Below are 23,438 nucleotides of genomic sequence, written 5' to 3'. Positions count from 1 at the left end.
GTAAAAGCAGTCAAACACTAGCGTTTTACGACTTGAATACTTTTGGTTAAATCATTTTTAGGGCTTGTATTTTGATCCGAACTATAACTAGTATATAAATTATTTTGCTCTTTAACTGTTTGTTTATTATGCTCTTTTTTAGCTTTAGCTTCTTCTTCTAAGCGTTTTTTCTCAGCTTTTACTTTTTCAGCTTCTTCTTTTGCTTTGCGTTTAGCAGCCTCTTTCTCTTCTTTAGCTTTTCGTTTTGCTTCCGCTTTAGCTGCTTTTTCTTTTTCTTTTTCTTCTAAGCGTAATTTGTATTGTTCAAGCTTAGTTAATGGTTTAGATACTTCAACTACAGGTTCAGGAACAACTGCTGTAGGAGATTTAGGAATACCACGTCCTAAGTCTTTTTCTTGAATCATAGTAATCGTAGAAACATCTTCAAACCCTTTACGCCATGCTGCAAACCCACCAAGGTGTAATTCTTTTACCAGATCAAGTTTTAAGCCTAACGATGTATTATCTTCAAACCAAATACGATCTGAACCAGCAGCTGTTGGAATAGATAAATAGTATAACTTTAATCGATCGTCCCAAGTCATTTTATCTCTGTAATTAGCAAAGTAATTCCCTGTATTCTTCATAGCCAATGTTTCGCTTTTAGCATAGCCATTCGTGTCATGCCATAAGCGCATATAGAATGGTACCCCTAATATTAGCTTTTGAGAAGGAACTTCAGAGAGCATTCTTTCTGTATGGCTACGAACCCAAGGATAACTTGCAACAGGACCTGCAGTAGTACTCTTAGCCCAAGTTTCGTCATATGCCATAAGAACTACATAGTCGACAGTATCTGCCAAAGCTTTGCGGTTATACACTAATGACCATTCTGGACTATCAGAATACCCGGTCACATCGATAGAAGTTTTAATATTATATTGATGTAAATGATTAGACAAATATGATACAAATGTTGTTAAACGATCGCGGTCAGCATAATCGATGTTTTCAAAGTCAAAGTTATAACCATCAAACCCATATATATAGGCATATTGAACAAGATTATGAGCATATTTCTTCCATACCGATTGGTCCGCCAAAATACCACTTGTAAAATTAGAGTCAAACCGATTAGTAATCAACGGCCAAATGTGATAGCCTTTATTCTTATACGCTTTCACATAATTAATATTAATATTTGGACTTGCTTCTAAACCTAAGCTATGTAATTTAAACCAACTTGGAGAAATGATATTATCACCACTCGTATTGAGTTTTGCCTGATATGGAGCGCCCTCCGCTGTCCATGGATCAAAAGCCCACGCCAATGGTGTTTGCAATGTATAAGGCGCTTTCACCGTAGATGCTTCTGGTGCAGGGCCTAAAATAAGTTGACCATTATTTTTTGTATAACTAACACCCAGCATAGCTGGTTCAGACTCAATATCTACATAGGATATACCATCTTTTTTGGTAATGGGCAATTTAACAGGTTCACCTACGGCTGTAGGATTTAAAACAACCTTATCACCTTGTAATTCACTTTGTGGAACATACACGGTATATGATGTTTTATATTGATTTGCTTCGTAATGACGTGTAGTATTAGCTAAAAATTGATCTAATGAAACCAATACCTCTGCATGTACGAATGTACTTGATAATGCGGACATTACTAAAGCCGTTAACGATTTTATAATAGTAGATTTACGAATCATGTACTCTCCTAATTCTAGGTCCCATACTGGGATACAATACCAATTTCTATATTATACCATATTATATATAGTTCATCTCTTTTCTTGCACGAAGGATATATGTAATTTATAATTTAATCTATGTACTAATAAAAATTATCACATAAGGAGTTTTGTATGCATCAATATTTATTTTTCATAGGGGACTTCCCTATTAGAGCCTATGGTACCATGTTAGCTTTGGCTATCATCTGTGGTGCCTCTGTTGCCTATGTACTATTGAAAAAGGATGGCCGCGGTTGGCATGAACACATCATCGACTTTTCCATTACTGTTGCCGTAGCTGGTCTCATCGGTGCTCGCCTATGGGATGTCTTTTTCTTTGATTGGGATTATTACGGTAATCATTTATTGGAAATTCCCTTTGTTTGGCAAGGAGGCATGGCCATTCAAGGTGGCGTAGTACTAGGCACAATTGCGGGCTATTGGTATCTTCGTAAAAACAAGATTGACTTTTGGGCTTTTGCCGATTTATTTGCCCCTGCATTGATTTTGGCGCAATCCGTAGGTCGTATGGCAAACCTTTTAAACGGTGATGCTTTTGGTCATCCTACGGGCGGTAATTATGGTATTATCTATCCTGAAAGTACCCTTGCCTACCGCACCTACGGTAATCAACCACTATGGCCTGCCGAAGTATGGGAAGGTCAAATCGATATTCTTATCTTTGTAGTCCTTCTATTATTTGGATCTTTTAAGCATGCTAAGGGTCAGGTATTCGTACTATATGCTATTCTCTATTCTACGGCTCGCTTTTTCTTAGAGTTCTTACGTGGCGATTACGTAAACTTAACGCTAGGTCTAAAATCTGCTCAAATGACGAGTTTAATAGCTATCATTGTCGGTATCTGTGTATTCATCTATCTAGGCTATCTAGAAAAGAAAAATCAAAAGGTACTTGTTGCTATAGAACCAACAGTAAAAACTAAAAAACGTAAATAAATTACATATAAAAAGAAAAGTCCTGCATTCATTGGTTTTACCATTGAATGTAGGACTTTTACTATTTTTTGAAATAAAACTATTTCTTAAAAGCCTATTCTCTATAAGGCTATTTCTTATAAACTTTCTTTAGCTTTTAGAACATCAATTTCTTCTAATGCACGATTTGCAATCAGTGCATTTTTTTCTTTTTTCTTACGTACTTTTTGAGGCCACGACTCCATAATGCCAAAGTTGACATTCATTGGTTGGAAGTTAGAGCCTTCGTAGTTAGAAATATAGTGACTAAGAGAGCCAATAGCCGTCGTCTTAGGGAATTCAATAAACGGTTTTTCCTCTAAATAGCGAGCTACTTGAAGACCTACCATGAGACCGCTAGCAGCAGACTCCAAGTAGCCTTCTACACCTGTCATTTGACCAGCAAAGAATAGACGTGGTTCTTTTTTTAGTTGAAATGCGTGATTTAATAGTTCAGGAGAATTGATATATGTATTGCGATGCATAACACCATAACGAACAAATTCTGCATTTTCGAGTCCTGGAATCATACCGAATACACGCTTTTGTTCACCCCATTTTAAATGAGTTTGGAAGCCTACCAAGTTAAACATGGTGCCTTCCTTATTTTCCTTACGCAATTGTACCACTGCGTAAGATTCCTCATTGGTACGTTTATCCACTAAGCCTACAGGCTTTAATGGTCCATAACGTAATGTATCTTCACCACGGCTTGCCATGATTTCTACGGGCATACAGCCTTCAAAGTAGATTTCTTTTTCAAAATCCTTTGGCTGTACAGCTTCAGCTGTTGTAAGCTCATGCCAGAACGCTTTATATTCCTCTTCTGTCATAGGACAGTTAAGATAATCCGCATCGCCTTTGTCATAACGAGAAGCAGCAAAAACTTTATCGTAGTTTAAAGATTCAGCCGTTACGATAGGTGCAGCAGCATCGTAGAAGTAAAAGCCTGTTTCACCAGTTAAGGCTTTAATCTTATCTCCTAATGCTTCAGACGTAAGTGGACCAGAAGCAAAGATAACAGTTCTCTCTGTAGGAATCTCAGTTACCTCTTCGTGATGAACTGTAATATTAGGATGGCTCTTTACCTTCTTAGTCACCATTTCACTAAATAAATGACGATCAACGGCTAATGCACCACCGGCAGGTACAGCAGTTGCATCGGCACATTCCATAATGATAGAACCTAAACGACGCATTTCTTCTTTCAAAAGGCCTACCGCATTTTCAATATTACCAGCACGCAACGAGTTACTACATACGAGCTCTGCAAATTGATCTGTTTGGTGCGCCGGAGAACTCTTCACAGGGCGCATTTCATATAAGTCTACATGAATACCTCGGTTAGCGAGTTGCCAAGCCGCTTCGGAGCCTGCAAGGCCTGCACCAATAACAATAACATTTTTATTATTCAATTGTAGTTTCCTCTTTTTTAGCTTTACTAGACTTTTTAGATTCTTTTACAGGTTCTTCACTAGCTTCGCTCTTTTTCTTTCTTGTTTTCTTTGGTGGTCGAGTCGGACAAGTTTCATTGGAACAGAACTTTTTAACTGTACCATTTTTATATGTCTTTTCAACCATTATAGAACCACATGTTTCACAGAAATCATGGGTTGGCTTATCCCATAGTGTAAAGTCACATTGTGGGTATCGATTACAGCCATAGAAAATGCGTCCACGACGAGACTTACGTTCTACGATTTCCCCTTCTTTACATTTAGGACACGTTACCCCAGTTCCCACTGTAATAGGTTTTGTGTTTTTACATTCTGGAAAATTAGAGCATGCTAAGAACTTACCGTATCGACCAAATTTATATACCATTGGACTATGACAAAGTTCACATATCTCATCGCTTTCCATAGATGCAATTTCAATGCGGTCTACATCACTTGCATCTTCTAGTTCTTGCGCAAAGACCTCGTAGAAATCAGATAATACTTTTACATACGTATCCTTACCAGATGCGATAGCATCAAGTTCTTCTTCTAAATCACGGGTAAAGCCAGTATTGATGATTTTTTCAAAATATGTAATCAAGAAGTCTACCACCACAAAGCCTAACTCTGTAGGCACGAATTGTTTATTCGTATTTTCCACATAGTTACGGCTTACGATAGTATCTAGAATTGGTGCGTATGTACTAGGGCGACCAATGCCAAGTTCTTCTAATGTCTTGATAAGACTCGCCTCGGAGTAACGTGGAGGTGGTTGTGTAAAATGTTGTTCAGGCAATACCTCTACCGTATGGGCAGCATCATTCTTTTTCAGAGCTGGCAATTGAGGTGCATCCTCTTTTTTCACATCTTCATAAACGGCACTGAAACCTGGGAAGATAACACGAGAGCCAGTTGCTTTAAAGGTATAGTCATCTTTAACATTCAACTCAATCGTTGTGGATTCATTTTGTTGAGGCGCCATTTGGCTCGCCATAAAACGATTCCAAATCAACGTATATAGCTTAAGTTCATCGCGACTCAAGAATGGTTCCACCATTTTAGGTGTTAACTCGAGAGATGTAGGACGAATCGCCTCATGCGCATCTTGTGCAGAACCTTTAGAACCGTACACATTTGGTTTAGATGGATAATATTCCTCCCCATAGTTACGAAGAATAAAGTCCTTAGCCATAACTTGCATCTCTTTAGAAATACGCGTAGAGTCTGTACGCATGTACGTAATCAAACCTACGTGGCCATAGGAGCCAATTTCTAAACCTTCATATAAATGTTGGGCAATCATCATCGTACGCTTAGCACCAAAGTTCAATTTACGCACACCATCTTGTTGCAACGTAGATGTTGTAAACGGAGGTGCCGCTTTACGAGAACGTTTGCGCTTTTCAATATTTGTCACTACTGCATCTTCACCGCCAATAGCATCAACCACCGCTTGTGCATCGCTTTCAGTAGTAATATCGATTTTCTCGCCTTTAATATGTGTCAACTCCGCTGTGAAAGATTCTTTTTTAGGTGTTTCAAAATTACCTTTAATGGTCCAATATTCTTGTGGTTCGAAGGCTTGGATTTCGCGCTCTCGTTCACAGATGAGTCGAACTGCTACAGATTGTACACGACCAGCGCTGAGACCCTTACATACTTTTTTCCAAAGTAATGGACTCAATTTATAGCCTACGATACGATCTAATACACGGCGCGCTTGTTGAGCATCTACCATATTCATATCGATGGTACGTGGAGCCTCCAAAGCCTCTGCTACGGCATTTTTAGTGATTTCATTAAACGTAATACGACATGTAGACTTAGGATCTACATTGAGAATGTACGCTAAGTGCCAAGAAATGGCTTCCCCTTCGCGGTCAGGGTCAGTTGCAAGCAATACGGCACTGCTTTCATCAGCATAGGAAACGAGTTCATCTATAACCTTTTTACGAGTTACAAGATTGCTGTAGCGCGGTGTAAAGCCATGCTCTATATCGATGCCCATTTGAGATTTAGGCAAGTCTCGTAGATGGCCCATACTTGCTTTTACCACATAGTTAGGACCTAAGAATTTTTCAATTGTTTTAGATTTAGCAGGAGATTCTACAATAACCAAGACTTTGCCGTTCGGATTATATACGCGAGGTTCCCGTTGCTCCGGTGGCACAGAAGTTTGTAGTACAGATTTATCCCGTACAATCCCCATTGGAGTAAGGGCTTCTTTAGTAACCTTACGCTTTATAGTAGTACTCTCTTTCTTAGTATTTTTCTTTTCTGTATCTTTACTAGTACTAGCTGCTTTCGGCTCGCCAATAACGATAGATCGTTTAATGGACAAGTATATCACTCCTAGTCATATTAATATAGCCTCTCGGCGGATGATTCTCTATAGCCCCTTCCATTTCTAATGTTAGTAATAAGGGCTGTAGTTGTTGTAATGGAATACGAGTCGCTTTCAAAATATCACTAACCGTAATACATCGATCATGAGGTATTTCATTCAATATTACACTCCTATCCACATTAAAGCTTAACATAGAGCACCCTTTTCTATCAACACTTTGACTATGATTCCCTATTTGAACGCTAGCTTTTACGCCTTTATTACCTTTATTATTTGTTGGTAAAAGTTTATGTTCACTAGAAAAATATTCCCGCATTGTTAAATGGTATTGTTCAACTATATCCTCATAACCAGTAAGTACATATGCACCATTTTTCATTAAGAATTTATTTCCATCTGCTGTATGGTCTAATAGATTACATGGTACCACAAATACATCTCGACCTTCACTAACCGCCATATCTGCCGTAATCAAAGAACCACTACTAGACTTGGCCTCCACTACGATAACACCTCTGCATAATCCACTAATGATACGATTCCGTGCTGGGAAATGTTTTGCGGACGGCGGTGTACCTGGCGGGTATTCGGAGAGAAGTAACCCATTATTTTGTAATATACGATCAAATAATTTTGCATTTTCTCGAGGATAGGTAATATCTAAACCACATCCCATAACAATGATTCCATACCCCTGACTAGCCAGAAGGCCTTCATGACCATGTGAGTCTATACCACGCGCCCCACCACTAACAATAATGGTACTATATTTACCTAATTCCTTGCCGAGCATTCTCGCCACATTCCGACCATATAAGGAGCAACTCCTTGCTCCAACAATAGCAATACGATTTAAGCGTCCATCTAAGAGTGCCCGATTACCTCTCATAAATAAAATGGCTGGCGGATTATATATATGATTTAAAATAGACGGAAAGTCTTTGTCTAAAAAGGTAGTAAAATCCATCTGGTATTCGTCTACTTTATGGATAATATACTCTAATTTTTCATCTTTAGCCGATGCTGAAATGGCACGTTTATCAGATGCAGAAATATATGTATAAGATTTTAAGTTTTCTACATTCTTAATAGCTTGCCACGCATCATAAGGGGATCCAAAATCCTCTATAAAACGCCTTACATATGTGGCTCCAACATTGTATAAGCTTTGTAATCCTGCAATATAAATATTGTCATCGTATCTAATCATATAAACACCTAGTAATTCTTTCTAAGTATATAATCATTAATTTTATATAGAATCAAACAACTACTTTTGGCAAATAAACAACTACTAAATTTATGAGATAATTACTTTATTTGCCAGTTCTAAATAACATTGCTTCAGAAATATGATGTGGTTCTACTTTTGGATTTTCTTCTAAATCAGCAATTGTACGAGCCACCTTTAATATGCGATCAAAAGCTCGCCCACTTAAATGAAAATGGTCAAATATATTGCCTAAAACACTCCAAGCCTTATCTGTAATATTGCATAGTTCACTAATTGCCTTATGGGGAACTGCTCCATTCGAATTAAAGTCAAAACCTTCATATCGTTTCTGTTGCATAGCAGTGGCCATGATAACTTGTTGTCTCATACTTTCACTCGTCATATTTGAAGATGATGTATCTAACAGCTGTTCAAGGGTCGGTCTCTCAACGGGAATATGCAAATCAATACGATCCATAATCGGCCCTGATAACCGTTGCTGATAGTTTTTAACCATCGTTTCTGTACAGACACATTCCTTATAAGGATCATGGTAATACCCACAAGGACAAGGATTGGCCGCAAGAATACAAATAAAATTAGCTGGATATATATAATTTCCTTGAGACCGATTTATAGTAATCGTTCTAGACTCTAAAGGCTGTCGTAATGCATCGATTACTTGGCGTTGAAACTCAGGCGCTTCATCCATAAATAATACGCCTCCATGAGCTAATGTTACCTCTCCAGGACGTCCCTGTATCCCTCCACCGACCATACTAGCCAAAGTTGCCGTATGATGAGGATGTCTAAAAGGTCTAGATTTCACTAGCCCATTATCACCTAGTAAACCTATTACATCTTGTATACGACTCACTTCAACAATTTCATTCCAAGTCATAGGAGGCAATATGGTCGGCAATCGTTCGGCCATCATCGTTTTACCCCCACCTGGAGGCCCTATCATAATACAATGATGATGACCTGCAGCACTGATGAGCATGGCTCGTTTGCCTAACTCTTGACCTTGTACATCGCCAAAATCAACTGTATATGGTTGATTAGTCTTTATAGTTATACTTTCATCCGTAACAGACGTATCAACACAATTATTACTAATCATAGTTACTTGTGGTTTACTGATTGTATCTAGATTTTCATTGCTTCCGGTTAATGGCATAGACTCTAAAGGCCCTAGAATTGATTTATTGGCATTGTGTTTATCTACTTTTCCTTTTTTGATACTTATTTGTTTATTTTTATCAACTACCTTTGGCTTAATTTGTTCCTCTAAAATAGTAATAATTTCTTGTAGTGATGATCCACCATATATAGTTAAATTAGGAATAGACTGTAGCACTTTACTATTTTCAATACTTGTATAAATTTTTGAATAATTAGCATCTAATCCTGCTAGCGACATAGCTAGAGTCCCAAAGGTCGGTAATAACGAACCATCTAACGCTAACTCTCCCATAAACAAACTCTTATCAAATAAAGCCGAAATTTTAGCTTTACGCCCATTTATCTGTCCTGATGCAAGCAGAACCCCTAAAGCGATTGCTAAATCGAGCCCAGCGCTACTTTTACGAATTGTAGCCGGGGCTAAATTGACTACGATGCGTCTCATTGGAAATTCGTATCCACTATTTTTAATGGCCGCTCGCACTCGTTCACGAGCCTCTTTAACAGATTGATTAGGTAGTCCAACGATATCAAAGACCGGCAAACCTTGTGATATATCAACCTCTACAGTAATGATACATCCATCAATGCCGTGTAAGGTGGCTCCATTTAATTTTGCGTACATAAACTGACCTCACTAAAAGCACTGTGGTAAATAATGAATAGAACTTTGAAAGTCTTCGTGCAAATACACCTCTATTACATCAAAGGATATTTCCTTCCAACGGCGCTTTTTTTGATTTAAATCATATAGAAACAACATGGCAGCTCGTTTAATATGCTTTTGTTTTTTCTTGGTGACTGCCTCACGTGCCAAACCATGTTGCATACCCCGACGTGCCTTGATTTCAATAAAATGATAGACTAAATCACGTTTAGCAATGATGTCTATTTCGCCTAAACGGGTTCGATAATTTGTATCTACTACCGTAAGTCCCATTTTTTCAATATAATTGGTAGCTACTCGTTCTCCCCATTTGCCCAGTTCTTTTGAATCGAGTTCATTAAAAGCTTTACCAGTACTAATCGTTTTCATATATACCTCCTAATAAAGTGTATCTGCAACAACAACTCATAAAATTTAATATCTATACTATATTAATCTTTCAACAGGTAATACTTACTTGTAGCGTAAATTATGGAGGTAACAAAAGTAAATACAAAAGAGGTTCCTAATAGTCACATAGGTGACCAATAGGAACCTCTTTACGGTTATAAACTATATGCAATTTATAATCTAATAATATGAATAAAACTAATACAACTATAGGACTTAACTTAATAGTCTAATCATAAAATAAATTTATTATCCATATATAAATAACTAAAATTTAGTCAGGTTTAACCCAACGCACAATAGATTTAATAGGCTCAAAGCTCTTACGATGAAGCGGTGTTACCCCTTGTTGCTCGATAGCTTCTTTATGTAATTCCGTATAGTAACCTTTATGAATACCAAAGCCATAGCCAGGGAACTCATCATCAAGGCTCTTCATATATCGATCTCGCGTAACCTTTGCAATGATGGATGCAGCAGCAATATTAGCGCTTTTGCTATCACCTTTAATGATGGATTCAACGGGAATCCTCAAATCAGGCAATTTCATAGCATCGGCTACTACTGCTTCAGCTGGTACGCTAAGCGTACGAATAGCCTCATACATCGCTTGTCGCGTTGCTTCATAGATATTTAGCTCATCAATCTTTTCTGGACCGTAAGAAATACAGCTAACAGCAACGGCTTCGTCCATGATGATATCATAGAGTGTTTCTCGTTTTTCCTCTGTTAGTTTTTTAGAGTCATTAAGGCCTGGAATTAATGTCATAGGTGGCAAGATAACAGCAGCTACCGTAACAGGCCCCGCAATAGGACCACGCCCCACTTCATCGACACCAGCCACATGATAAATACCTTGATCATAGAACATGCCTTCATAGTCATACATACCCATGAGGCGTTGCTGTTCTTTTAACTCTTTTTCTTGACGCTTAATATAAGAAGCAGCCAATTTCTGTACAGAACTACGAGTATCCTCTTGAGCAAAAGACAAAATCTCTAAGGCTTGTTCAGTTTCAAAGAGAGCTTTAATATCTGCTACTTTTAACTTAGAAAATACATCCTTATCCATTATGACTCTCCTCACCATCTGCAGGGTAGTACGGTTCTTCATCAACTTGATCGAGAGTAATTGTACCTAACTTAGTATTGCGATAGTCTTGCAAGATAATACGGCGAGCCTTGTCAAAATCTACAATGCCACCGCTTACAAGACAACCTCGACGACGTCCAATGCTTTCAAGAATCGTATCAACATCGGTCATCTCTTCTTCTTTTAATTTATAACGCTCTACCAAAATATTTGGCGTGTTCGTCAATAAGTAATTTAATAGTTGTTTTATAACATGCTCTAAATCATAAACATCATCGGAAATGGCACCTGTCATAGCGAGGCGAGCCGCTGCACGTTGGTCCTCTAATTTTGGCCATAATACACCTGGTGTATCAAGCAATTCAAGATTTTTACCGATTTTAACCCACTGTTGACCACGTGTATGACCTGCCTTATTAGCTGTACGCGTTGCAGCAGAACCAGCCAAAGAGTTAATCAATGTAGATTTACCAACATTAGGAATGCCTAAGATGATAGTCCTAACAGAACGACTGCGAATACCTTTCGCTACCCAACGATCAATGATAGGTTTACTTAGACGTTCTACGGTAGATAGTAATTTTTTATTGCCTTTGCCAGATTTAGAATCGATAGCCAATACTGTAATGCCTTGTTTAGTAAAAAATTCAGTCCATTCCTTTGTGGCTTTAGGATCAGCTAAGTCAACTTTATTTAACAGTACAATATGTGGTTTTTGACCAACGAGTTCAAGGATTACAGGATTCGCACTAGAGCGAGGAATACGCGCATCTAATAACTCGATAACAACATCTACCTTCTTGATGTACTCTGTAATCATACGAGTAGCTTTCGCCATATGCCCAGGGAACCAATGTACGATAGGTGAATCTGCCATTTTATATCCTTTCTACATACTTTATATACATCTCATAGAGATACTTAGTATATTTTATATTTATCTTTTTACAGCTCTATATTCCTCTATTATAATTCTTTAATTCATAGAATAATAAAATAGAACTATTTATATCTAATTTTAGCAAAAATAAAAGGCTGCCAACGGCAGCCTTTTATGAACATTAGCGTTTTTCGCGAATACGAGCAGCTTTACCAGTAAGGTTACGTAAGTAGTACAATTTAGCACGACGAACAACACCACGGCGCATAACTTCGATTTTAGCTAAACGTGGGCTGTGAAGTGGGAATGTACGTTCTACACCTACACCGGATGCAATACGACGAACTGTAAAAGTTTCACGTACGCCACCGTTTTGACGTTTAATTACCAAACCTTCGAACACTTGGATACGTTCACGAGTACCTTCCACTACTTTTACGTGTACGCGAACTGTGTCACCAGCGCGGAAAGTAGGGATGTCTGTACGAAGTTGTTCTTGTTCAAGTACGTTAATAATGTTCATTGTTTCCTCCTGTTTGCAGACATTCAATACCTACACCTTATAGGCAGCGGACTGTCTCAAATTAACAGCAATATAGTATCATAAATCACGTACTGTTAGCAAGTATTTTCTATATTATTTTAATAATCCAAATAATTACGTATTATTTACGTATAATTGGTCGTTTTAACTTACCTAATAAGCGGTATAAATTCTCCTGTTCTTCATCCGATAAATCAGAGAACATTACATTAAGAAATTCGTTAAATGTATGTAAAAGAGTTTTGCCTAACCGTTTCCCCTCATCTGTTAAAGTAACTACAGATATACGTTTATCCATATAATCAATATGTTTTGTAACATATCCCAATTCAATGAGAATATCTGTCTGCTCCGACACAGTAGCGGGACGCATATTTAGAGCATCTACTAACTGCTTCTGTGATGCTCCTTGGGAACGCATATATAATTCAATAATAATTCTATCACGAGACTTTTCTTTGCCGCTTGGCACCTTACACAAGGCTTTATATAATTCATCATGATTCATAATCATCTATCTCCTCATACAACTTTGTATATTATAAAGTATTCGTCATAGTCTCTAAAAATCCTGCATAAAATTTGCATATTCTTCGTAAAAGCAAAAAAGAGGTACGCACGGTACCTCTTCTCCTGTATATCATTATAAAAATTTTAACTTTTACTAGAATATGTTATTTTAATGCGCTAATATCGCCAATAATAGCCATTACACTGTATGCTAAACGAACGAGTTGTAAACGGTTAGCTTTAATAGCTTCATCTTTATCCATAACCATTACATCTTCAAAGAATTTGTTAATGGCTGGAACTAAAGTAGCTGGAACTGCCACGACTGCATCATAATCGCCAGCTTCCCAAGCAGCACTACTTGCTTCAGATGCTTTAGAAGCAGCTTCGAACAATTCTTTTTCAGCATCTTCTTTCAATAAATCGCTATTAACACCAGTATATTCCACATCTTTTACAAGATTGTACATACGAGTATAAGCTTGAACAAGTTCAACGTTTTCATCGATGCGGTTAGCTAACAATGCATTTACAAGACCTTCAGCATCAGCAACAGACAATTCGTTGTTAGATAACAATAAGTCAATTACATGATGAGGAACTTCGCGATCAAGGAAGATATTTTTCAAACGAAGTGTGAAGAACTCTTCTACTTGGTCAAGCAATTCGTCTTGTTTTTCAGCTAGTACATTAAGTAATTCCATAGATGCTTTGAAGATTGGACGTAAGCTGATATTCCATTCGCTACCAAGCAAGATATTCAAGATACCAATTGTTTGACGACGCAATGCATATGGATCTTGAGAGCCTGTAGGGATTAAACCACGGCTGAAAGTAGCGACGATGTTATCTACTTTATCGATGATGGACAATACTTTACCGGCCTCAGTTTGAGGCAATACATCACCTGCAAAACGTGGTAAGTATTGTTCAAAAATAGCTTCTGCCACTTCAGGGGATTCACCATCGAGTAAAGCGTATTCCTTACCCATGACACCTTGTAATTCAGTGAATTCTGTAACCATACCGGTTGTAAGGTCGGTTTTAGCGAGCTCTGTAGCGCGGTCTAACACAACAGCTGTATCTTCGTGCAAGCCACATTCTTCACCAAATACACGGCCCAATTTAAGTAAACGTTCAGTTTTATCCGCTAAATTACCAAGACCTTCTTGGAATACAATTTTAGTCAAACCATCTTGACGGTCGATAAGAGGTTTCTTGCGGTCTTCGTTGAAGAAGAATTTAGCATCATCAAGACGGGCGCGCAATACACGTTCATTACCAGCTTGAACTACTTCAATAGAATGATCGGAGCCATTGCGAACGGTTAAGAACATTGGCAACAATTTGCCGTCTTGATCAACTAATGGGAAATAACGTTGATGGTCTTTCATTGGTGTGATGATGGCTGCATCTGGAAGTGTCAAGTAAGACTCTTCAAAGCCACCACACAATGCTGTAGGCCATTCAACAAGATAGTTGATTTCTTCTAACAAATCATCATCCCAAACGATGGATGCATTTTTAGAAGCTGCCATATCATGTAATTGTTTGGAGATCAATTCACGACGTGCGTCTTGATCAACCATAACAAAGTTTTCTTTTAATGTATCTACATAGGATGCTGCATTTTTAATAGTGATTTCATCAGCCCCTAAAAAACGATGACCACGTGTTACATTACCAGATTTTACAGTAGCAAATTCTACAGGAATTACTTCTTCATCAAGTAAAGCTACAAGCCAACGTACAGGACGTACGAACTTAGCATCTAAATTACCCCAATGCATGGATTTAGGGAAGTTAAGACCTGTAATCAATTGAGGTAACATATCTGTGACGATATCTTTTGCAGGAACCCCTGCAGTTTTGGTTTCAGCGTAAATATAGCCGTCTTCTACAACGAGATCAGCTACATCAAGACCTTTACCACGAGCAAAGCCGATAGCTGCTTTTGTGGCATTACCGTCAGCATCATATGCGATAGACGCAGAAGGACCTTTATGACGTTCACTGATTTCAGCAGATGTGTCAGCAAGACCTTTCACGATAAGAGCCAAACGACGTGGTGTGCCGTATGTTGCGATGCTTTCAAAAGAAAGATGGGCATCATTTAATTTTGTTTCAGCCAATTGTTTCAATTGACCTAAGATATTTGGCATAAAGCCGGCAGGAATTTCTTCTGCACCGATTTCAAATAATAAATCTTTTGCCATCTTATTTATCTCCTTTCAAAAGTGGGAAACCTAACTCTTCGCGTTTAGCGAGGTATTGTTGTGCACAAATACGAGCCAATGCACGTACGCGGCCGATGAAAGCAGTACGTTCGCTGATGGAAATAGCGCCACGGGAATCAAGTAAGTTGAATGTGTGGGAACATTTCAATACATAGTCGTAAGCTGGTAATACATAACCAGCTGCACAAACGCGTTTTGCTTCTGCTTCGTACATATCAAACAATTTGAAAAGCATATCTGTATCAGCTAATTCAAAGTTGTATACGGATTGTTCAACTTCGTTAGCATGCCAAACATCACCGTATGTAACATTTTCATTCCATTTAAGGTCATATACGTTTTCTACGCCTTGAATGTACATAGCCAAACGTTCTAAACCGTATGTAATTTCTACGGAAACTGGTTTACAATCAATGGAACCAACTTGTTGGAAATATGTGAACTGAGTTACTTCCATACCGTCGAGCCATACTTCCCAACCAAGACCCCAAGCACCCAATGTTGGAGATTCCCAGTTATCCTCAACGAAACGGATATCGTGATCTTCAGCATGAATACCCAATGCAGCCAAAGATTGTAAGTACAATTCTTGGATGTTATCTGGAGATGGTTTCACGATAACTTGGAATTGATGATGTTGGAACAAACGGTTAGGGTTATCGCCATAACGACCGTCTGCTGGACGACGAGAAGGCTCTACATAACATACAGCCCATGGTTCAGGACCAATAGCATGTAAGAATGTAGCAGGATTCATTGTACCTGCACCTTTTTCTATGTCATATGGATTTTGAACGATACAACCTTGATCGCTCCAGAATTTTTGTAAATTTAAAATAATCTCTTGAAATGTCATTGCTGCCTCCACTTTACACAACCGACATAAAATCAACCATTTCGTTACAAACAAAAAAGTCCCTGTAACGAAAAACGTTACAGGGACGAGTATACCCGCGGTTCCACCCTATTTGGCTTGCGCCCTCTTTTTTCTATGTTGGCCTTTACTAACAGATACCTGCGTTCCTGCCAATGCTCTACAGCGCCTTCAACCAAATGTGAGCTTACACCATCCTCACTCGCTAGAGAGGTTTACTACTCTGCTTCATCGCATATATTATACACAATATTGTAGCAATAGAGAGGGATGAATGTCAAACTATTATCTAAAACTTTTACCCCAAATATATGTTGAAAAATAAATTAATACCTATATCTAGCTAAATATATAACTTGAATAAAATTATATAGAAAATAAGATAGCCATTAAAAATAGCAATATAGTAAAGAAAGTAAATAAATAGTAAATCCATTTATGGTTACTATTTTTAAATATTAGCGAAAACAAGTAGGTACTGAATGATAATAGTAAAAACTCAACTAGATATTTAAATTGTTTATTTATATCATCTAAGAACTTAAAATCCACAAAAAATACAACTAAAAATATTCCTAAACTAATTAATCTATATTTTTCATTTATGTCCTCATTAGATCTTCGAATATATTGAATTACACTATAGGCAAATGCTAAAAACAAGGATATAGTAGCAAAATAATATACTAATTTCATTTATTATTTTCACCTCGTTTTCTAATCTCTTCATCTGTCGGAATATCTTGTCGTAGCTCCATTTTTTTTATATCTCCTGCTATTCCACCGGAAATACTTCCTAAAGTTCCTAAAGAATAAGATGAAACTGCTGTCGCAATTGGTCCATAAGGATATCCTAGTTTGAATCCTTCTGCAGTACCATAAGCACCTCCTATTGCAGAGCCTATTGGAGGAATTAAATTTGTCCCCCAAGCTTTAACTAAATTGGTTCCACTATAGGTATAATAGTCTTGCACAAAATCATTTGTCATGCTTCCTATACTAAAAACCCCCCCCAATCTATTAACTACTCTAAAAGCAGGTTTAGCATTCTCAGTATAATATAAATACCCCTTTAAAGGTTGATTGGTCAACTCAGATGTAGTATTAGTTAAAACCGACTTTTCTAAATCTCTAGTACTTATACTATTAGTAGGTTTACTAACTTCTATAGTATCATTAGGATTATTAGAATTTAAATTATAGTCAAATATTTTGGTTGTACTAGTGTGGTTATTATATAAAATATCTTTATCAACACTTAAAGTTAAATTATTAATAGAATTATTATTGATTCTATCACGTTTCTGTTTTTCATATCCATATAATGCACGCCCTTTTTCTACACCATATTTATCAATATAGTCATTTAGCAAGGAGTCTTCATATGCTTTATTAGAAGAAACAATTCTAGAACTAGCCTCTTGTTTGTACATACTAAATGAATCTTCTAGGCCATTTGATGTAACATATTTATATACTAAATTGTTCATAATATCTTGGAATGAACCCGATCCAATTACTTCTGGTATACTACTTTCCAATTCACCATTTAAAAGTATGGATGTTTCATTATTAGTTTTATAGATTGAATTATGATTGTATTCATACCACATAAGGGTATCATAATAAGCAAGTTTTCTAACCCATTCGTCTAAACTAATTTCTCCATACTTAAAACTTCTATAATCACGTAACAAGTTTAGCTGATCGTCATGGGTCAACCAATTATTATCAACGGCTGAATTTATCAAAGGCACTGCTATTGATTGATCACTAATACTTTTCCCTAAAATTATACTAACTAACTTTTGCATGTCAGGATTATCGATTTTTCTTAGAAGTGGTTGTGTAACTTCATTTATTGCACTAATTTTAAATCCATTAAAAGAATCATATCCAGAAAGCTTCGATATAGTTGCACCAAGCGCACCATGTAAAGCAACTTTATAAATTCCACCATCATCCCATTTTTTAGCCTTGTCCAAGTATTCTTTTGCTAATTTTTCATTATTAGCATTTTCAGCAGATTCAGCTAATATTACATATTTTTTTTGTTCGCTAACAGCAATATCACCAATTAATTTATATCCATGATCAGAAATTTTAGATAAAAGAATTTGTTTTTCTTCTACTGTTTTCTTATCAAAAATCGGTGCTAGTTTATTTAATGCTTGTTCCGTATCATGATTAATCTTTTCTAAAGATTCTTTCTCAGCAATTTCAATGATACCTTCACTGATGGCAGAATGAGTAGTTGATTTAGAATTACCTTTCACAGGAATCCCCATTTTAGGGCTGCCAGTAATACCTATCAGATTATTTTTAGAGCGTTTAGTTGTAGATAAACTATATCCAGAAGTTTTTGCTGAATAGGATGCTTTATTTTGAATATCATTCATTTTTAAAGAATTAGAGGATAATTTATTCTTGGATTTATCAGGACTCCCTTTAATTATACCACCTGTAAGTGTAGTTGCATTATTTACCTGTACATTATATCCACCATCACCTGCGTATATACCAGCCTGATCTGTAACACTTGCATAGTGACTGTCTGTAGTGCCTCTCGAATTATCAAATCCAACTCTTACAGGTCCACTCATTCCATAAGATACAGATATACCTTTATTTTTACTTATTTTATGGTAGTCATTCGTATCTTGTAAACTTTCAATATTCAAATTATGTCCAACTTTTGTGGTCACACTTTCACCGATGACCTTAGAACCAATAATTTCTGTATCATTTCCAGAGACAGTATTGACTTGTTTACCACGAATAACAGTTCCAGTATGCGTCTTAGTTGTCTCTAATGCATTTTCTTTACCTTTATACACATTAGCATCTAAACCAATAACACCATTACCGTGAGGACTAACTGTGGCACCAACAGACCATCCTGAGCTTGTATATGTATCGCGTTGTACTAAAGAGTTCGTTCCTGCATCTATACTTAAGTTATTTGATGCATTTAGATTAACCTTTGGAGCCTCTACAATACTACCTTTAATATGAATATTTCCTTTGTCACTATTATCACTATCTGCAGTAATACTTACATTATTTTTGCTCCCTATAGAACTACCTATATAATTTTCTTGATTAAGTTCGCTATGCTGTTTAAATTTACTTGAACCAATACCTACTTGTATATTGAGTAAACGATCTTTTTTAATTCTATTATTTACATTATTAATCGCTGTTCTTACATCTGGATGCATAGCATTGCTCTCTTCAGGATGTTCTGCCTGATATGCTTTATTAAGTTCATCAGCCTTAGCAAGTATATCTTTTTCTTTTTCTACAAGTTTTTCTATCTTAGCATTTTTATAAGAAGTCCCATCATTATAAGCATGTTTTAAAGTATTTGCAGCCTCAAGATACTCTAATGTTGATAAGTTGCTATTTTTTCTAGAGTTAGCACGCTTACCAAGTTGCTGAACAGCATTCAATTCATTAACAATTTGACCACCAACACTTACAGTAAGACCGGAACGCTTCTCCTCGTGACTTTGCACTACATGTGCAGTATTATGTTTTCCATCAACCGTTACATTTTGAGCAGATAAGTCTATCGGTTTATTACTAAAATAGTTTGTTGTTGTACTGTGAATTGAATTACCAGCACTAACATTTATCTCGTCCTTAGAGGAAGAAATATTGGTAGCAACTTGATTTTTATATCTGCCATCTGTTGTATCAGTCACTTTTTTACTACCAATAGTAAAGCCTATACCAGCGCCCATTAAGCCAGATTTTTTACTATATTGATATACATCATCACGTTGTGTTTCTTCACCTGAATCTGTACGCACGTCATTACCTGCAGATACGGATACATCTTTTGTTCCCAAAATATTAGAACCTGTTACCGAAACATTGCGATTAGCTTTCACATTAATCGTATCTCCACCAATTGTTGAAGATAAAACACCTGTGCGTTCATGATCTGTACGTATGATATTAGTTGTACGAGATAGTAAACTCTTTTCTTTGTATTTTAGACCATATTCATCACGACTATAACTTTGCCCATTTGTAATAGTAACATCATTTCCAGCTTCAACAGATGTGACACCATGTTCACTATTAACAATACCATTGCGGATATTTACATCATTTCCTGCATGTAAATTAACATTACTATCACTTAAAATAGCTGTACCTAATTCAGTACGACGATCTGTGCGATTATAATTCTCACTATTAACAGTCATATCCTTTTTAGCGGATAATGCCTCTGTTGTTAAATTAATATTCTGACCAGCCTCAATCGTTGCTTTAGAATTATCTCCAGTATAAACAATAGCACCTTTAAGGTTAACATCTCGTTTAGCAGATAAAACTAAATCGCCTTTTTCTCCTACACCTATAGTTCCTTGGCGACCAACAATATCGTGATGTTGTAATCTATTTACATGAGCACCTACATTAATATCACGACCAACATTAATATTAACCTGTTTCTCACCATGAATATTACCAGTATTTATTACGTCTTGAGATGCCTTAATAGTCACTTTACGTCCATCTATACGACCTGTATTTTCTACATCATTAGCCCCTAATACAATTGTATCTGCAGTCATAATGCCTTGATTTAGAATATCTGCATTAGTGTTGCTAACAATAGCTTTACCACTTATGATTCCACCCATTGCATCAACAGATTTTGCAGGTTGTTTCGCTAAATATACTTTAGGATATAGAACTTGTTGAGCTTTTCCATCTACTACAACTGTTTTAGTTTCTAACCACACCATATCAGTCGTTATAGCTTTCATTTGTTCTTTAGATAAGGCAATTCCAGGTGTTAATTTAAAAGCTTTACCAAAAGCTACACCAGCCTCTAATAATGCTTTATATTCAGCTTCATTATCTGTATAACCTTCTAAATACTGTTTACCTGTAGCTGATACTATTTGCTCATTAATAAGTTGCTGTTCATAGAATCCATCACCTAAACGTTTGAATCTTCTTTCAGGATTATTTGTCAACGCATCAATCATAAATTGAGAGGATAAAAAATTCTTTCGATTAGTAAAAGCAGGGTCAGTCTCTATCAAAGCATTAGCCGTAATAGCAGGATGAATATCATATAGTGCCTCTGTTGGTAACGATAAACCATCTATGGTTTGACTTGCTTTACCTTTGCCCCCACCCAGACCATATGGATCTAAACTATCATTGACCTTTGCAATAGTAGCTTTGGATACTTTATCTTCAGCGTGCTCTTTTAGAGTACCAATTGGTTTTACATTTTCTTCAGTAATCGACGGTGTCATAAAGACTTCAGGGCCCCAAACACGTATACGTTTACTTCTATAACCATGACGTTTCCTTTTCTTTTCGGTTCTACTCTCTTGAGTAGTTCCAGTAATAAAGGTTTTATCACTAATCATATCTGATATGTTTTGTATAGAGCCCTTTGTTTTAAAAGTTCCTCCTGAAATCACGCTGCTATTATCATTATAAAGTATACCAGTAGTTACTAAATCACCACCACTACTAATGATACCTGGATCATCATTGGTAATCTTTTTGTGAGTTTGTTCGGCTTCACTTCTAATGATTGTAAACTGATTTATTCGGTTCTCATTCTTATTCATTTCCTTATTATAAGCTTCATCTTCAGGCGTTTTAACTGGTTTTACATGCGGTGTACCATAACCACTTGAATCATCAGCATATGGGAACTCAGACTTATCAAATACCTGACCTTCTAATTTATGATTTGGATGAGTAACTTTTATTTTATCTGGATTTTTAGTAATCCCATCTGAAACACGCTTGGTTCCTAACGCAACATTATTATTTTCTACTGTAGGAGTATCAAGTTTAATAGACTTTGTAGCTTTAATAGTCGCCCCTTTATTATGTATACCATCTTTAGCAATAAAGTCCATAGTTCCACCACTATAAATGAGACCTTTACCAGTATTATCTATTGTATTTGAAGTTATATTAACGTGATTACGACCCGCAATTACACCAGACTTATGAGAATCTAGTTCTGCCTTAAGAGCAGTAACTTTCTCTTGTACATCATCATACGCTTTTGTTAAATCATTAATCCGTTGACGATGTGCGTCTAACTCAGGCTTGGTCTTATATTTAGATATATCAGCATTCCATTCAGCATCAAGTTCATTTTTTGCCTTTTCTAGCTCTTTACCAGCTTTATGATAGCGTTCTTCTATTTCACTATTAGTATGATTTGTAACTATATTAGCTTTAATATCTACTGTATCACCATAAATACGTCCACCTTCATGATTATCTATAGATTTAGCATTTATAGTTGTAGTATTTCCAGAGTTGATAAGACCATTATTGTTTACCTTTTCTTGACTATGTACAGTTGTAGAGGAATCACCTTGAACCACACCATTTGAATGAATTGCTATACTTTGTCCATCTAAAATAGTATTGCCATTACTTGTAACGCCACCATCAACTACAATTTGACCATCACTAGTAATACTAGAGGCTTGTGAAGAACTTACTACACCTTTAACATTTACCCCAAGACCAGTATTGGTCCCTTTCAGAGTAATAGAATTTGCATACATACCCCCAATTGCGGATACATCTAAGCCAATATTGTTAGAATTACCAATTTTTTGCGTGTCTAATGTATTAGCATCTATTTTGTTCTTACCCGTGCGAGCTTCGATCGAATTTGCCCAGATTCCAGCATTTACACTCGCTGCTTCTGTTAAAATTTGTAACGAGTTAGCCTCTTTGGCATTAAGACCGTTTCTATTAATAGCAACAATTCCTCGCTCCACCCGATATGAGTTTAGATTTCCTGATAAATCATATTCAGGTTTACCTGTAGTTAATACTGCTCGATCTGTATTGATAAATCCGCCACCATCTACAGTAATACCATTAGGATTTGCTATAACTACTGAAGCTTTATGACCTGCTACCTCAATAAACCCGTTCATATTGGTTGGATTGTGTGAAGTAATCTCATTAACAATGACATTGGCAGAACCACGCATCATATTAGTATTACCAGGAACATATCCACCAAGCTTGGTATTAGACATTTGGTAAGAGTTATTAAGAATTACACCATTTTGTGGTACGTTAAAGTTAGTATAATCATTTCTAGATACTCCACCAGCGCTAGGGCCTACGACATTTACTAATGTGACACCATTAGCAGCTTGTCCAATCATGGCTTGTCTTTCATGTGGCGCATTTCGATCTACCTCTATAGGATTTTCTGCATATACAAACGGTACGACTAAAGGGTCAACGATCATTAGCCCCATAGTAAGCCATACTGCAATTTTATATTGTAATCGTTTTTGTTTCATATTTACTCTCTCAATTAATACGTATACTA

14 protein-coding genes are annotated in these 23,438 nt (G+C 36.7%); 1 reads left to right on the top strand and 13 read right to left on the bottom strand.

The genetic code is table 11. From position 1 onward, the window contains the following. Positions 1–17: 17 nt before the first annotated feature. Entirely contained in the window at positions 18–1,700 is a 1,683-nt protein-coding gene (locus DWV85_RS02120) for a glycosyl hydrolase family 18 protein (RefSeq protein WP_123137918.1), read from the bottom strand. 156 nt (positions 1,701–1,856) lie between these two features. Here DWV85_RS02120 and lgt point away from each other — a divergent pair, with 156 nt between their 5' ends. After that, positions 1,857–2,681 carry a prolipoprotein diacylglyceryl transferase gene (gene lgt, locus DWV85_RS02115; protein WP_077708445.1) on the top strand — a complete coding sequence of 275 codons (825 nt, stop codon included), beginning with the start codon at positions 1,857–1,859 and terminating at the stop codon, positions 2,679–2,681. A gap of 116 nt (positions 2,682–2,797) precedes the next feature. Here the strand turns inward: lgt and trmFO are convergent, their stop codons facing one another. The 12 genes from trmFO to DWV85_RS02050 form a co-directional block, all read right to left on the bottom strand. After that, the gene (gene trmFO, locus DWV85_RS02110) at positions 2,798–4,114 is read right to left on the bottom strand and encodes a methylenetetrahydrofolate--tRNA-(uracil(54)-C(5))-methyltransferase (FADH(2)-oxidizing) TrmFO (protein ID WP_077708446.1); all 1,317 of its coding nucleotides are present in this window, start codon (positions 4,112–4,114) and stop codon (positions 2,798–2,800) included. After that, positions 4,107–6,479 (bottom strand): type I DNA topoisomerase, encoded by a 2,373-nt coding sequence (gene topA / locus DWV85_RS02105; protein WP_024061638.1) that lies wholly within the window; start codon positions 6,477–6,479, stop codon positions 4,107–4,109. Before topA ends, trmFO begins: the two co-directional genes overlap by 8 nt. Continuing rightward, positions 6,469–7,695, bottom strand: coding sequence for a DNA-processing protein DprA (gene dprA / locus DWV85_RS02100; RefSeq protein ID WP_077708447.1), 1,227 nt, complete (start codon positions 7,693–7,695; stop codon positions 6,469–6,471). Before dprA ends, topA begins: the two co-directional genes overlap by 11 nt. Positions 7,696–7,801: 106 nt before the next feature. Next, positions 7,802–9,508 (bottom strand): YifB family Mg chelatase-like AAA ATPase, encoded by a 1,707-nt coding sequence (locus DWV85_RS02095; protein ID WP_077708448.1) that lies wholly within the window; start codon positions 9,506–9,508, stop codon positions 7,802–7,804. 12 nt (positions 9,509–9,520) lie between these two features. Then, positions 9,521–9,919, bottom strand: a complete 399-nt coding sequence (locus tag DWV85_RS02090; RefSeq protein ID WP_004696986.1) for a YraN family protein — start codon at positions 9,917–9,919, stop codon at positions 9,521–9,523. Between the two features lie 295 nt (positions 9,920–10,214). Further along, positions 10,215–11,012, bottom strand: coding sequence for a ribonuclease HII (locus DWV85_RS02085; RefSeq protein ID WP_077708449.1), 798 nt, complete (start codon positions 11,010–11,012; stop codon positions 10,215–10,217). Next, complete coding sequence (ylqF, locus tag DWV85_RS02080; RefSeq protein WP_060919830.1) at positions 11,005–11,910, bottom strand: ribosome biogenesis GTPase YlqF; 906 nt, start codon at positions 11,908–11,910, stop codon at positions 11,005–11,007. The genes DWV85_RS02085 and ylqF overlap by 8 nt, the downstream gene beginning before the upstream one ends. Positions 11,911–12,094: 184 nt before the next feature. After that, positions 12,095–12,436: a 50S ribosomal protein L19 gene (gene rplS, locus DWV85_RS02075; protein WP_004695921.1), complete on the bottom strand. Its 342-nt coding sequence runs from the start codon at positions 12,434–12,436 to the stop codon at positions 12,095–12,097. 142 nt (positions 12,437–12,578) lie between these two features. Then, complete coding sequence (locus DWV85_RS02070) at positions 12,579–12,965, bottom strand: MarR family transcriptional regulator (protein WP_077708654.1); 387 nt, start codon at positions 12,963–12,965, stop codon at positions 12,579–12,581. 166 nt (positions 12,966–13,131) lie between these two features. Then, entirely contained in the window at positions 13,132–15,183 is a 2,052-nt protein-coding gene (gene glyS / locus DWV85_RS02065) for a glycine--tRNA ligase subunit beta (RefSeq protein ID WP_123137917.1), read from the bottom strand. Between the two features lies 1 nt (position 15,184). Beyond that, positions 15,185–16,060, bottom strand: coding sequence for a glycine--tRNA ligase subunit alpha (gene glyQ, locus DWV85_RS02060; RefSeq protein ID WP_021148183.1), 876 nt, complete (start codon positions 16,058–16,060; stop codon positions 15,185–15,187). A gap of 710 nt (positions 16,061–16,770) precedes the next feature. Further along, positions 16,771–23,409: a hemagglutinin repeat-containing protein gene (locus DWV85_RS02050; protein WP_243632512.1), complete on the bottom strand. Its 6,639-nt coding sequence runs from the start codon at positions 23,407–23,409 to the stop codon at positions 16,771–16,773. Positions 23,410–23,438: the final 29 nt, after the last annotated feature.

The sequence above is a fragment of the Veillonella sp. AF13-2 genome, assembly GCF_003603295.1.
Classification (GTDB): Bacteria; Bacillota; Negativicutes; order Veillonellales; family Veillonellaceae; genus Veillonella; species Veillonella parvula_E.
This window is presented reverse-complemented; position numbering and strand designations above follow the sequence as displayed.

Coding starts and splice junctions, on each gene's coding strand:
- DWV85_RS02090 (WP_004696986.1), bottom strand. CDS start 9,919: ATGAAAACGATTAGTACTGGTAAAGCTTTTAATGAACTCGATTCAAAA.
- glyQ (WP_021148183.1), bottom strand. CDS start 16,060: ATGACATTTCAAGAGATTATTTTAAATTTACAAAAATTCTGGAGCGAT.
- DWV85_RS02050 (WP_243632512.1), bottom strand. CDS start 23,409: ATGAAACAAAAACGATTACAATATAAAATTGCAGTATGGCTTACTATG.
- DWV85_RS02095 (WP_077708448.1), bottom strand. CDS start 9,508: ATGTACGCAAAATTAAATGGAGCCACCTTACACGGCATTGATGGATGT.
- DWV85_RS02070 (WP_077708654.1), bottom strand. CDS start 12,965: ATGAATCATGATGAATTATATAAAGCCTTGTGTAAGGTGCCAAGCGGC.
- DWV85_RS02085 (WP_077708449.1), bottom strand. CDS start 11,012: ATGGATAAGGATGTATTTTCTAAGTTAAAAGTAGCAGATATTAAAGCT.
- dprA (WP_077708447.1), bottom strand. CDS start 7,695: ATGATTAGATACGATGACAATATTTATATTGCAGGATTACAAAGCTTA.
- rplS (WP_004695921.1), bottom strand. CDS start 12,436: ATGAACATTATTAACGTACTTGAACAAGAACAACTTCGTACAGACATC.
- glyS (WP_123137917.1), bottom strand. CDS start 15,183: ATGGCAAAAGATTTATTATTTGAAATCGGTGCAGAAGAAATTCCTGCC.
- ylqF (WP_060919830.1), bottom strand. CDS start 11,910: ATGGCAGATTCACCTATCGTACATTGGTTCCCTGGGCATATGGCGAAA.
- lgt (WP_077708445.1), top strand. CDS start 1,857: ATGCATCAATATTTATTTTTCATAGGGGACTTCCCTATTAGAGCCTAT.
- DWV85_RS02120 (WP_123137918.1), bottom strand. CDS start 1,700: ATGATTCGTAAATCTACTATTATAAAATCGTTAACGGCTTTAGTAATG.